Genomic DNA, 12902 nt, shown 5'->3' with positions numbered 1-12902 from the left:
AACGCCATCATGGCCGCTGTACCATCGCCCCTCACCGCGCCCCACGCGCCGCCCAAGCCCAAGCCGATCTACCGGACCCTGTACTTCCAGGTGCTGGTCGCCGTGGCGATCGGCATCGCCCTGGGTCACTTCTACCCGCAGGTGGGCGCGGACATGAAGCCGCTCGGCGACGCCTTCATCAAGCTCGTCAAGATGATCATCGCGCCGGTGATCTTCCTCACCGTGGTCTCCGGCATCGCCGGCATGACCAACCTCGAGAAGGTCGGCCGCGTCGGCGGCAAGGCGCTGATCTACTTCATCACCTTCTCGACCCTGGCGCTGATCGTCGGCCTGATCGTGGCGAACCTCGTCCAGCCGGGCGCGGGCATGCACATCGATCCGAAGTCGCTCGATCCGAAGTCGATCGCGATGTACGCCGACAAGGCCAAGACGCAGACGATCACCGACTTCCTCATGAACATCATCCCGACCACCGCGGTGGGGGCGTTCTCGGGCGGCGAGATCCTGCAGGTCCTGTTCTTCTCGGTGCTGTTCGGCTTCGGGCTCGCCTTCCTGGGCGACCGCGGCAAGCCGGTCCTCGACATCATCAAGGTGCTGTCGGAGGCCATCTTCGGCGTGGTCAACATCATCATGAAGGTCGCCCCCATCGGCGCCTTCGGGGCCATGGCCTTCACCATCGGCAAGTACGGCATCGCCTCCCTGGCCAACCTCGCCTACCTGGTCGGCGCCTTCTACCTGACCTCGGCGATCTTCGTCCTCGGCGTCCTCGGCCTCGTCGCCCGCTACAACGGCTTCTCGATCATCAAGCTCATCCGCTACATCAAGGAAGAGCTGATGCTGGTGCTCGGCACCTCGTCCTCCGAGTCCGCCCTGCCCTCGCTCCTCGAGAAGATGGAGCGCGCCGGCTGCTCGAAGCCCGTGGTCGGCCTCGTGGTCCCCACCGGCTACTCGTTCAACCTCGACGGCACCAACATCTACATGACGATGGCGGCGCTCTTCATCGCCCAGGCGACGGACACGCCCCTCACCTACGGCGAGCAGGGCCTGCTGCTCCTCGTGGCGATGCTGTCCTCCAAGGGCGCGGCCGGCGTCACCGGCTCGGGCTTCATCACCCTGGCGGCGACCCTGGCGGTGGTGCCCTCGGTGCCGGTCGTCGGCATGGCGCTGATCCTCGGCGTCGACCGCTTCATGTCCGAGTGCCGCGCGCTCACCAACTTCATCGGCAACGCGGTGGCCTGCATCGTGGTCGCCCGCTGGGAGGGCGAGGTGGACGACGTCAAGCTCGCCGCCGCCATGGGCGGCAACCCGATGCCCCTCGACTCGGAGCTCCCGGCGCTGCAGCCGGCCGCGTGAGGCGACACGGACCGGGCCGCCGCGCCCGGTCCTCTCGAACGACAAGGAAGGGGGCGCCGACCGGCCGGTCGGCGCCCCCTTCCTTGTCGCGTCCCGGACCGGGCGAGCGCCCTATTCCACCGTGACCGACTTGGCGAGGTTGCGCGGCTGGTCGACGTCTTTGCCCATGAAGACGGCGGTGTGGTAGGCGATCAGCTGGATCGGCACCGCGTAGACGATGGGCGCCACCACCGGGTCGAGGTCGGGCATCGTCACCGTGGCCATGGTGTCGAGGCCGGCCGCCGCCGCGCCCTTGGCGTCGCCGATCAGGATGATGCGGCCGCCCCGGGCGGCCACCTCCTGCATGTTCGAGACCGTCTTCTCGAAGATGGCGTCGTGGGGCGCGATCACGATCACCGGCACGCTCTCGTCGATGAGGGCGATGGGGCCGTGCTTGAGTTCACCCGCCGCATAACCTTCCGCGTGGATGTAGCTGATTTCCTTCAGCTTCAGGGCGCCTTCCAGCGCCATCGGGTAGCTGGTGCCGCGTCCCAGGTAGAGCACGTCCCGGGCCTTGGCGACCTCGCGCGCCAGGATCTCGATCGACCCTTCGAGCTTGGTCGCGTCGGCCATCAGGCCCGGCACGGTGATCAGCGCGTCGACGAGGCGGCGCTCCGCCTCGGCGCCGAGGGTGCCGCGCGCCCGGCCCGCCGCGATGGCCAGGCACAGCAGCACGGTGAGCTGGCACGAGAACGCCTTGGTGGAGGCGACGCCGATCTCGGGTCCGGCCAGGGTCGGCACCGTGGCGGAGGCCTCCCGGGCGATGGTGGAGGTCGGCACGTTGACCACCGCCAGGGTGTGCTGGCCCTGCGCCTTGGCGTAGCGCAGGGAGGCCAGGGTGTCGGCGGTCTCGCCCGATTGCGAGATGACGAGGGTGAGCCCGTCCCGCTCCAGGGGCGGCTCGCGGTAGCGTGCCTCCGAGGCGACGTCGATCTCCACGGGAAGGCGCGCCAGGCTCTCGAACCAGTACTTGGCCACGAGGCCGGCATAGTAGGCCGTGCCGCAGGCGGTGATCGAGAGGCGCGTGAGCTTGGCGAAGTCGAAGGGCAGGGCCTCGGGCAGGGCGACGCGGCCGTTCGCGAGGTCGACGTAGTGGGCGAGGGTCCGGCCGACCACCTCGGGCTGCTCGTGGATCTCCTTGGCCATGAAGTGGCGGTGGTTGCCCTTCTCCACCCGGAAGGCCTGGGCGACGATGCGCTGGCGCTCGCGGGTGACGGGCTGGCCGGCCTGGTCGCGGATCTCGGCGCCCGCGCGCGACAGGATCGCCCAGTCGCCCTCGTCGAGATAGGTGATCTCCTGGGTGAAGGGGGCCAGCGCCAGGGCGTCCGAGCCGAGATAGGTCTCGCCCTCCCCGTAGCCGATGGCCAGGGGCGCGCCGTGGCGGGCGCCGATCAGGAGGTCGTCGTGCCCGGCGAAGACGAAGCCCAGCGCGAACGCCCCGTGCAGGCGCGGCAGGCAGGCGGCCACCGCCTCGACGGGGCCGAGGCCCCCGTCCATTGCGTGGCTGACGAGCTGGGCCACCACCTCGGTGTCGGTCTCGCTCTCGAAGCGCACGCCCTGCGCCTGGAGCTCGGCCTTCAATTCGCGGAAGTTCTCGATGATGCCGTTATGGACCACCGCCAGCCGGGCGGTGGCGTGGGGATGGGCGTTGGTCTCGTTGGGCCGCCCATGGGTCGCCCAGCGGGTGTGGCCGATGCCGAGGCTGCCGGCCAGGGGCGCGTCGCGCAGGCGCATCTCGAGGTTGGCGAGCTTGCCCTCGGCCCGCCGGCGCTCCAGGTGCCCCTCCGTCAGGGTGGCGATGCCGGCCGAGTCGTAGCCGCGATATTCGAGCCGGCGCAGGGCTTCCACCAGCTGCCCGGCCACGGCGTCCCGTCCGACGATGCCAACGATTCCGCACATGGGTTTTCGTGTCTTTCAAGAGTCCGGTTCGCGGCACGAGCGGGCCGCGTCATCCCAGGCTTGTATCGGATCGGGACGGGCGCACGCCAGCCACCCGGCCGCCGGGGTCGGTCCGGCCCGGATGCACAAGTCTGGCCCGGCAATCCTGAACGCGGGCTTGCCGGACGCGCCGCGAGCCCCTGAGACGCGCCGCGAGCCCATGAGACGCGCCGCGAGCCCATGAGACGCGCCGCGAGCCCATGAGACGCGCCGCGGGCCCATGAGACGCGCCGCGAGCCCATGAGACGCGCCGCGAGCCCATGAGACGCGCCGCGGGCCCATGAGACGCGCCGCGGGCCCATGAGACGCGCCGCGGGCGCGTCCTACGGCTTCTTGGCCCGCGCCGCCTTCTCCGCCTGCAGGGCCGCGCGCTTGCCCGGCGCCCAGCCGGCCACGATGCGCTGGCGGCCCCGCGACACCGCCAGGGCGTCGTCCGGCACGTCGCCGGCGATCACCGACCCGGCGCCCACGATGGCGCCCGCGCCCACGCGGACGGGCGCCACCAGGGCGGTGTTGGAGCCGATGAAGGCGCCCGCCCCGATCCGGGTCCGGTGCTTGTTCACCCCGTCGTAGTTGCAGGTGATGGTGCCGGCCCCGAGATTGGCCCCCGCCCCGACCTCGGCGTCGCCCACGTAGGTCAGGTGGTTGGCCTTGGCGCCTGCCCCCATCCGGGCGTTCTTCACCTCGACGAAGTTGCCGATGCGCGCCCCCGTCTCCAGCACTGCGCCGGGGCGCAGGCGGGCATAGGGGCCGATCTGGACGCCGGCCGCCAGGGTGGCGCCCTCCAGGTGCGAGAAGCTGTGCACCACGCAGCCCTCGCCCACCGTGACGCCGGGCCCGAACACCACGTGAGGTTCCACGAGAACGTCCCGTCCCAACACCGTGTCGATGCTGAAGAAAACCGTTTCAGGCGCGATCAGGGTCGCGCCCGCCGCCTGGGCCGCCCGGCGCAGCCGTCCCTGGATCTCGGCCTCGGCCACGGAGAGCTGGATCCGGTCGTTGACCCCCTGCGCCTCGGCCTCCGACACCGGCACCACCGTCACGGGCAGGCCGTCCGCCACCGCCAGGGCGACGGCGTCGGGCAGGTAGTACTCGCCCGCCGCGTTGGCGTTGCCGATGCGGTCGAGGAGGGCGAGGGCGCGGTCGCCCGAGAGGGCCATCAGCCCGGCATTGCACAGGGTGACGGTGCGTTCCGCGGCCGTCGCATCCTTCTCCTCGCGGATCGCCAGCACGCGGTCGCCCTCGGTCAGCACCCGGCCGTAGCCCGCCGGGTTCGGCGTCGTGAAGGCGAGCACCGCAACGGCCGCCCCCTCCGCCAGGGGAGCCCGCAGGCGCGCCAGGGTGGCGGCGGTGATGAGGGGCGTGTCACCGAAGGCGATCACCACGTCGTCGTCCCCCGCCTCCAGGGCGGCGCGGGCGGCCAGCACCGCGTGCGCGGTGCCGAGGCGCTCGGCCTGGGGGTAGACCGACGCGCCGGGCACCAGGGCGGCGATCTCGCGGGCGACCGCGTCCTGGCCCGGCTCCACCACCACGGCGATGCGGCCGGCCCCGGCCCCCTGCGCCGCGGCGAGCACGTGCCCCAGCATGGTCCGGCCGGCGACCCGGTGCAGCACCTTCGGCAGGTCCGAGCGCATTCGCGTGCCCTTGCCGGCGGCGAGCACGATGGCGGTGAGGCTGCGCCCCGTCTTCCTGATCGTCTGGTCCGTCATCGCGCGTTCCGCCGCTGGCCGAGCACTTGCGCTGGTCGAGCCCTTGCTCGAGCGATTGCTCTTGCGGCGGGGCTAAAGCCCGGACGGGGCCGTTTCAAGTCCGGACCCTGCGCCGGACGGGGTCGCGCACGCTTCGACGACGTCCGAACGAACGGTCCGGAGCCCTTCGGCGTTGACCGCCGCGGTTCGGGACGGCTTAACCACCGGTTCAGGGCTCCGCATGGTAAACCGCCCGTAGCCCCTCGCCTCAACTCCGCGCGCGCCCCGCGCCGACCCGACGGACCCGATGACGCCGCCGAACCCGGATTTTCCCGCCGACCCGACCGCCGACGGCCCGACCGCCGCCGGACCTTGCCGCCGCAGCGTGCTGCGGCAGGCCGGCCTCGCCGTCCTCCTGAGGCCGACCGGCCTCGCGGCCTTGACCGGCGGGTTCGCCGCCCTGTCGGGCCGGGCTGCCGCCGCCGACGAGGCCCCGGCCCTGCCCGCCGACGGCACGCCGTTCCAGCCCGGCCTCGTCACCGATCTCGCCCGGGCCCTGGCCAAGCGCCCCTACGCGGCCCCCCGCATCGACGACCTGCCGGACGCCCTGACCGGCCTCAACCGCGAGCAATACGCCGCGATCCGGACCCGGCCCGGCAGCGCGGTCTGGGCCGAGGCCGGCCTCGGCTTCACCCTGGAGCCCCTGCATCGCGGCTCGGTCTTCCGCTCCCGCGTGGCGCTGGCCCTGGTGGAGGACGGCGTCGTGCGCGCCCTGCCCTACGATCCCGCCCGGTTCGAGACGGAGGGCGTCGCCCTCCCGGCCTTCAAGGACGACCCCGGCTATTCGGGCTTCCGCCTCCGCGCCCGCTTCCGCGGCGGGGAGCTCAGCGACTTCGCGATGTTCCAGGGGGCGTCGTTCTTCCGACTCCTGGCCGCCGGCCAGGGCTTCGGCGTCACGGCCCGGGCCCTGACCCTGCGCCCGGCCGACGCGAAGGGCGAGGAATTCCCCGAATTTCGCGCGATCTGGATCGAGCGGCCCGGCCCCGGCGGTCCCCTCGTGCTGCACGCCCTGGTGGATTCGCCCTCCGCCGCGGCGGCCCTGCGCATGAGCCTGCGCCCCGGCGACGCCTCCCTCTGCGACGTCGAGGGCACGGTCTTCGCCCGCGCGGCCATCGACCATCTGGGTCTGGGCGGCATGACCACGAGCTACCTGTTCGGCCCCCACGACCGGCGCGGGGCGGACGACGCCCGCGCGGGCGCCTCCTCCAGCGGCGGCCTGCAGATCCGCACGGGCGCCGGCGAGGCGATCTGGCGCCCGGTGCGCAACCCCCAGACCCTGCAGATCTCCTCCTTCCTCGACGAGAACCCGAAGGGCTTCGGCCTGATGCAGCGGGCGCGGGACTACGCCGCCTTCCAGGACGACGTGCAGCACTGGGAATGGCGCCCGTCCCTCTGGCTCGAGCCGCTGGGGGCCTGGGGGCCGGGGGCGGTGACGCTCCTGGAGATCCCGAGCGATTCCGAGTTCAACGAGAACGTCCTGGCCTATTGGCGGCCCAAGGCGACCCTGGCGGCGGGGGCCGAGATGCCCTTCAGCTACCGCCAGCACTGGTGCTGGCAGCCGCCCGAGCCGCCGCGCGTCGCCCTGGTCTCGGGCACCCGCAGCGGGCGCGGCGCCGACAACCGCCGCCTGTTCCTGGTGGACTTCACCGGAGGCGGGATCGCCGCCCCCGGCGACCTCCAGAACCAGCTCAGCGCGGCCTCCGGGGCGATCCCGTCGAGCATCCTCTACCGCTACCCCGAGCGCGACACCCTGCGGGTGGCCTTCGAGCTCGATCCGAAGGGCGAGAAGTCCTGCGAATTGCGGCTCAACCTGCAGCGCGACGGCGCGCCGCTCACCGAAACCTGGCTCTACCGTTGGACCCCGTGACCGCATCCACCCTCCCCCCCGACGCGGCGGCCCAGGCCGCCCCGGCCCGTCCCGTGGATCCGGCCGCCCCGGCCCGCCCGGCCCCCCGGCCCTTCGCCGCCGCGATGCCCCCCGAGGCGCCGCTGCCGATGCCCGTACAGGACCTGGAGCGCTGGGATCCGGCCACCGGCCACCGCCCGGCATCGCCCCAAGCCGAGCCGTCCAAACCGTCCCGAGCCAAGCCCTCCCGAGCCAAGCCCTGGCTCGCCCGCGCCTTCGTCTTCGGCGGGGCGGCGCTGCTCACCGCCTACGGCGCCCTGCAGATGTACGAGGTGGTGGCGGTCTCGGGCGGCACCACGGCGCTGCAATACGTGCTGCTCGCCCTCTTCACCCTGAACTTCTCCTGGATCGCGCTGGCCTTCACGGGGGCGATCCTGGGCTTCCTCGTGCTCCTGCGCGGGCTGAAGACCCCCGCCCTGCCCGAGCGCCTGACCACCCGCACCGCGGTGGTGATGCCGGTCTACAACGAGGCCACCGCCCGCACCTTCGCGGGCGTCGAGGCGATGCGGGCCGAGATCGACGCCACCGGCTACGGCGCGGCCTTCGACTACTTCGTCCTGTCGGATTCGACGCAAGGGGATGCCTGGATCGCCGAGGAGCGCGCCTTCCTGGCCCTGCGCGACCGCTGGGGGGCGGAGCCCCGGCTCTACTACCGGCACCGGCCGAAGAACCATCACCGCAAGGCCGGCAATATCGGCGACTTCGTCTCCCGCTGGGGCGCGGCCTACGACCACATGCTGGTGCTCGACGCCGACAGCCTGATGACCGGCCCCTGCGTGGTGCACCTGGCCGCCGCCATGGAGGCGGACCCGGATGCCGGCATCATCCAGTCGCTGCCGCTCATCATCAACCGCAACACCCTGTTCGCCCGGGTCCAGCAATTCGCCGCGCGGATCTACGGGCCGGTGATCGCCACGGGCCTCTCCGTCTGGTCGGGCCGCGACGGCAATTACTGGGGCCACAACGCCATCATCCGCACCCGCGCCTTCGCGGCCGCCTGCGGCCTGCCCGACCTGAAGGGCAAGCCGCCCTTCGGCGGCCACGTGCTCAGCCACGACTTCGTGGAGGCGGCCCTGATCCGGCGGGCCGGCTGGAGCGTGACCATGCTGCCGGCGCTGCCCGGCTCCTACGAGGAGAGCCCGCCCTCGCTCATCGACGTCGCCGTGCGCGACCGGCGCTGGGCGCAGGGCAACCTCCAGCACAGCCGCATCATCGGCACGGCGGGCCTGGCCCTCGCCTCCCGCCAGCACTTCGCCACCGGCATCGCCGGCTACGTCGCCTCGCCCCTGTGGCTGGCCCAGCTCGTGGTCGGTATCGCCCTGGTGCTCCAGACCGCCTACGTGCGGCCGGAATACTTCACCTCCGAGTTCGGGCTCTACCCGGTCTGGCCGCGCTTCGATCCGGTGCGCGCGCTCCAGCTCTTCGGCCTGACCATGGGCATCCTGCTGGCCCCGAAGGGCCTGGGCCTCATTCTCGCGCTGATCGACGGGCCGGTGCGCCGGGCCTGCGGCGGCGCGATCCGCCTCGTCCTGTCGAGCCTGATCGAGGTCCTGCTCTCGGCGCTCATCGCCCCCATCGCGATGCTCATCCAGTCGGGCTCGGTGTTCCAGATCCTGCTCGGGCGCGACACCGGCTGGAACCCGCAGCGACGCGACGACGGCTCGATCCCCTGGTCCGACATCGTGCGCCGCCACCGCTGGCACATGGCCCTCGGGCTGGTCACCGGGGTGGCGGCCTTCGCCATCGCCACCTCGCTGTTCCTCTGGATGTCGCCCACCATCCTGGGCCTCGTCCTGGCGATCCCGATCTCCTGGGCGAGCGGCCAGCTCGGCCTCGGGCTGGCCCTGCGGCGGCTCGGCCTGCTGATGACCCCGGAGGAGCGCACGCCCCCGTCCATCGCCACCCAGGCCGGCATCCTGAGCCGGCGCAACGCCGAGGCCGGCCTCGACGACGCGGATGCGCTCGCCGCGCTCCACGCCGATGCGGACCTCGCCGCGGCCCACGCGGCGATGCTGCCGGAGACCGCGCCGCGCCCGCGCGGGGTCATCGACCCCGACCGGGCACTGGCCCAGGCCAAGGTGGTGGAGGCGGAGGGCATCGCCGAGGCCCAGGCCTGGCTGACGCCGAAGGAGCGCATGGCCCTCCTGCACGACCGCGCCCTCCTCGACCGCCTCTCCCGCCTGGCGTCCTGAAGCCGGGCCGATCCGCCCGAGCGAGCCCCGGACCCGGCGGTGACGCGCCGCCGCCGGGTCCGGGCGGGGTTTATCGTTTCAATCCCGGCCTCTCGTCACCGCCACCGGCCCCCGCGCCTTTGCCGCGGGAAGGCCCGGTGAGAGGATACGGCGTTCCACCCAGGAACACCGAGGAACACCTTCCCCCGCCCGGCCCAGCCGCGGCGGGTTTTTCGTGCGCGGAGCCGCCCGCGACGTTGCCAAGCGGCGGCGCGTCGGTTCCGGCGTCCGGATTGACGGACCTCTTCCCGATGGAACGGGAGGCACGCCCGACGCGCGTCGCAACGGCGAGGTGTTCGACAGCCGCGAGGCGGCCAGGGTCGTCATCGAGCCAGGGCGAAGGCCCGACGCCCGCATCCGCCCGCCCGCCTCGCCCGGCGACCAATCCCCCCTGCGCCGGAGGTCGTCCCCTGGCCAACCTGGCAGCGCAACGCCGCTCGTCCGCCCCGCCATCGTCGCGCGGCCGACGATGCCCGAACTGCGAACCGGGGCCATGGGCGGGGGGCAGGCCACGCGCAGAGGAGATCGATTGGCGAGCGGCCACGACGCAACGCCGCATCACCGCCTCGGGGAGCCCTTGGCCGTGTCGCCGCAGCAGGCGCGGCCTTTCCCTCCCCCGGCAGACCGTCCTGCCGTGGCCGGAACGTTCGCCACGGACGAGCCGTGACTCACCGGCCGAGGCAGGAGGGAACGCCGATAGCCCTGCGATCGATGTCATGCGTTGGGGGGAACGATCTCCTGGCTTCGGTGACATCCGGACATGCAACGCCTCAAGACAGTCCCGCGGCGCTTTTTCAACGCCGTCAGACGATCGTTTCGTCAGTTCCTCGCCCTTCCGCTGGCCACCGTACTCTGCTTCGTCGGGCTGAATGCCCTGGTCTATCTGGCGGACCGATCCTGGTCCGGAGGCCAGGCACCGACCGGCTTCCGATGGCTCGGCAACCTTCTGGGCGACAGCGCCGCGCTTGGCAGTCTCCTGACCACGGTGGCATCCAGCATCATCACGGTCACCTCGATCACGTTCTCTCTGCTGCTCATCGCCGTGCAGCAGGGTGCCGCTGCCTTGACAGCGCAGGTCACCGATCAGTTCATGGCCCGACGTACGAACCAGTTTTACTTCGGTTATTTCGTGGGTCTGTCGGTCTTTGTGCTGATGACCCTCGTCACCAACACGAGCTTTCACCGCCCGGTGTTCGGCACGACCCTGGCGTTGCTGCTGACCACCTCGGCCCTCTGCCTCATCATCGTGATGATCTACAACACCATCGATCAGATGCGGCCAGCACAGATCATCCAGTTCATCCACGGCCGGGTGCTCGAAGCCCGCGCGCGGGACCTCCGCTTGCTCGACGCGACGCGCAGGACGGCCCGGCCCGGCTGGCCCGTCGTGGCCGCGATGCGCGCCCCGGAAAGCGGATACGTCGTCGGCATCGACCTGTCCCGCATCACGAAGGCCGTGGCGCGGCAGGCGAAGGGGGCGGTCGAGATCGAGTTCGACGTCGCGGTCGGTGCGTACCGCGCCGTGCAGGATCCTCTCTTCCGGGTCCGATGCCGGCCCGGTGTCACGCTCGATGCGGACGCTCGGGCCCTGATCGTCGACACGACCCTGGCCGCGCTCGATTTCGATGAGGGACGTGACCTGACGCACGACGCGGCGTACGGCCTGCACCAACTTGCGACCATCGCCTGGACCTCGGTCTCGACGTCGAAATCAAACCCGAGCCCCGGTCTCTCGGTGATCCAGGCCCTGCGTGACATCATCGCGCAATGGAGCCCTGGCGAGACCGAGGCCCGCGAGGATGCGACGTCCTGTGTCGTCTACCGGGACGCTGCTCCGACGGTCGCGACCGACGCCCTTGAGGCCGTCATCGTGGTCGCGTCCGAGTCGATTCAGCCTCAGACCCTGGCCGAAGCGGTCATGACGATCGCGATCCTTCTGCGCCATGTCAGCCAGCCGACCGCCGAACGGCTCGCGGATGTCGCCCATCGCGCCTTGTCGAGCCTTGGCGAGCACGTCCTGACGCGTCAGCTGGAAGAGGCGCTCGCCGATCTCGCCGAGGCTTTGTACGAGAGGGGTTTCAGCGCGATCTCGGCTGCCGTCTCCGACGCGACGACGGCTCTTGGCGCCAGCCTCGGCCGGCTGAACTCGCGCTCCACCCGTGTGCCGGGGACGACATCGTAGCGGACCGGGTGTCGATCGGATGAACTTCCCCGCGCGGGGTCGCAGGGCGAAGGCAACGGGTTCGGGCCGGGTTCCGGTCGACCGGACGCCTCATGGCGCCGGTCATCCTGATCGAGGACACCATCGAAATGTTGCGGCCAGGCAACACAAGGTTTCTATCAAGTCGCCTTTTGGATTAGCCGCTTGAACGCCAAGAAATCGCGACGCTACAAATCTGCGTGAAGGCGGTCCGGATACAGCGTCAGACTCAATTTGAAGCAGTTTTTGCTTCTTTTTTGAGCCATGAGGCGTGATCTATAGCTTCCGGCGGCCGGGATCAGCAAGCCTCTAGGCGATTTGGAGATCTTCATGTCGGACCCCTCGCGTCTGCAGCCCTTGCGTGCTGCCGGACTGAGCTTCCTGTTGTGTGCGGGGGTGTCCCATGCGGCCCTGGGCCAGACTGCCGGCTATCAGGATCCCGGCCGGATCGGAGATGCCGCGAGCTGGCGTACGCCCGAGTACCTCGCCGATTACGGCAAGGCGTCGATGAACGCCGATCAGGCCTATGCCCGCGGCATCACGGGCAAGGGCATCCTGGTGGGGTCCGTCGACTCGGGCTTTCTCGGGACGCATCCGGAATTCGCCGGTCGTGCGACTGCCATCACCAACACGGGCAGCTATTCGTCCAGCAGCTTCCGCTATGACAGCGGCACGACGCGCTCGGACTTCTTCACCGCGGGCCAGCCCTATTCCGTGCCCGGCACCTGGGTGCAGGGCATCAACGACGACCATGGCACCCATGTCGACGGCACCATCGTGGCCAACCGCAACGGCATCGGCACGCACGGCGTCGCCTTCGGAGCGCAGCTGATCGCCACCAACACGAACGGGACCGACTCCTCGATCTACGGACCGAACGCAGACTACAGCTACTTCAAAGGTGCCTATGGCAACCTCGTGGCGCAGGGGGCGCGGCTGATCAACAGCTCCTGGGGCAGCCCGCCCCCGCGCGACAACTACAACACGCTGGCGGGGCTCACCGCGGCCTACGCGCCGTTCACCCGCCAGCTCAGCTGGCTCGATGCCATCGCCGAGGCCGGCCGCGCGGGGGTGATCCAGGTCGTCGCCGCCGGCAATGCCGGGGTCAACAATCCGACGATCCGTGCGGCCCTCCCCTACTTCCAGCCCGACTTGGAGAAGGACTGGATCGCGGCCTCGGGTCTCAACAGCGCCGATCAGACGCAATTCAATCGCTGCGGCGTGGCCAAGTACTGGTGCATCGCCGCGCCTGGCCGCAGCATCGCCTCGACGGTGGTCAACCTCACCACCGGCGCGGCCGGATATGGCTCCAAGAGCGGCACCTCGATGTCGGCGCCGCACGTCAGCGGGGCGTTGGCGCTGGTGATGGAGCGCTACGCATACTGTCCGTCGTCAGATGATTTGGGACATTCAGCGGTGTTCAGGAGCGGAGGCTCTGGTCCATCTGGGGTGAGAGGTTAGGCAGCCTGCGCGTGATGGCGCAAGCG

General features: G+C 71.0%; 7 protein-coding genes. 5 read left to right on the top strand and 2 right to left on the bottom strand.

From position 1 onward, the window contains the following. Window positions 1-9 precede the first annotated feature (9 nt). Complete coding sequence (locus tag ASF58_RS05970; protein WP_055948962.1) at window positions 10-1353, top strand: dicarboxylate/amino acid:cation symporter; 1344 nt, start codon at window positions 10-12, stop codon at window positions 1351-1353. Between the two features lie 111 nt (window positions 1354-1464). Here the strand turns inward: ASF58_RS05970 and glmS are convergent, their stop codons facing one another. Continuing rightward, window positions 1465-3291, bottom strand: coding sequence for a glutamine--fructose-6-phosphate transaminase (isomerizing) (glmS, locus tag ASF58_RS05965; RefSeq protein ID WP_055948959.1), 1827 nt, complete (start codon window positions 3289-3291; stop codon window positions 1465-1467). A 362-nt stretch (window positions 3292-3653) separates the two neighbouring features. Continuing rightward, on the bottom strand, window positions 3654-5039 hold the full coding sequence (glmU, locus tag ASF58_RS05960; protein ID WP_055948956.1) for a bifunctional UDP-N-acetylglucosamine diphosphorylase/glucosamine-1-phosphate N-acetyltransferase GlmU: 1386 nt from the start codon (window positions 5037-5039) through the stop codon (window positions 3654-3656). Between the two features lie 286 nt (window positions 5040-5325). Between glmU and ASF58_RS05955 the strand changes: the two genes are divergently transcribed. The 4 genes from ASF58_RS05955 to ASF58_RS05940 all read left to right on the top strand — a co-directional run bounded on the left by ASF58_RS05955 (window position 5326) and on the right by ASF58_RS05940 (window position 12876). Next, complete coding sequence (locus ASF58_RS05955; RefSeq protein WP_156375555.1) at window positions 5326-6945, top strand: glucan biosynthesis protein D; 1620 nt, start codon at window positions 5326-5328, stop codon at window positions 6943-6945. A gap of 53 nt (window positions 6946-6998) precedes the next feature. Then, complete coding sequence (gene mdoH, locus ASF58_RS05950) at window positions 6999-9176, top strand: glucans biosynthesis glucosyltransferase MdoH (RefSeq protein WP_280137530.1); 2178 nt, start codon at window positions 6999-7001, stop codon at window positions 9174-9176. Between the two features lie 799 nt (window positions 9177-9975). Continuing rightward, window positions 9976-11397, top strand: a complete 1422-nt coding sequence (locus ASF58_RS05945; RefSeq protein WP_055948953.1) for a DUF2254 family protein — start codon at window positions 9976-9978, stop codon at window positions 11395-11397. A 348-nt stretch (window positions 11398-11745) separates the two neighbouring features. Next, on the top strand, window positions 11746-12876 hold the full coding sequence (locus ASF58_RS05940) for a S8 family peptidase (protein ID WP_156375554.1): 1131 nt from the start codon (window positions 11746-11748) through the stop codon (window positions 12874-12876). Window positions 12877-12902 lie beyond the last annotated feature (26 nt).

Source organism: Methylobacterium sp. Leaf125, assembly GCF_001423085.1.
Classification (GTDB): Bacteria; Pseudomonadota; Alphaproteobacteria; order Rhizobiales; family Beijerinckiaceae; genus Methylobacterium.
This window is presented reverse-complemented; position numbering and strand designations above follow the sequence as displayed.

Excerpts from the sequence above, each read along its gene's own strand:
- ASF58_RS05945 (WP_055948953.1), top strand. The coding sequence starts at position 9,976 with ATGCAACGCCTCAAGACAGTCCCGCGGCGCTTTTTCAACGCCGTCAGA.
- glmS (WP_055948959.1), bottom strand. The coding sequence starts at position 3,291 with ATGTGCGGAATCGTTGGCATCGTCGGACGGGACGCCGTGGCCGGGCAG.
- ASF58_RS05940 (WP_156375554.1), top strand. The coding sequence starts at position 11,746 with ATGTCGGACCCCTCGCGTCTGCAGCCCTTGCGTGCTGCCGGACTGAGC.
- glmU (WP_055948956.1), bottom strand. The coding sequence starts at position 5,039 with ATGACGGACCAGACGATCAGGAAGACGGGGCGCAGCCTCACCGCCATC.
- ASF58_RS05955 (WP_156375555.1), top strand. The coding sequence starts at position 5,326 with ATGACGCCGCCGAACCCGGATTTTCCCGCCGACCCGACCGCCGACGGC.
- ASF58_RS05970 (WP_055948962.1), top strand. The coding sequence starts at position 10 with ATGGCCGCTGTACCATCGCCCCTCACCGCGCCCCACGCGCCGCCCAAG.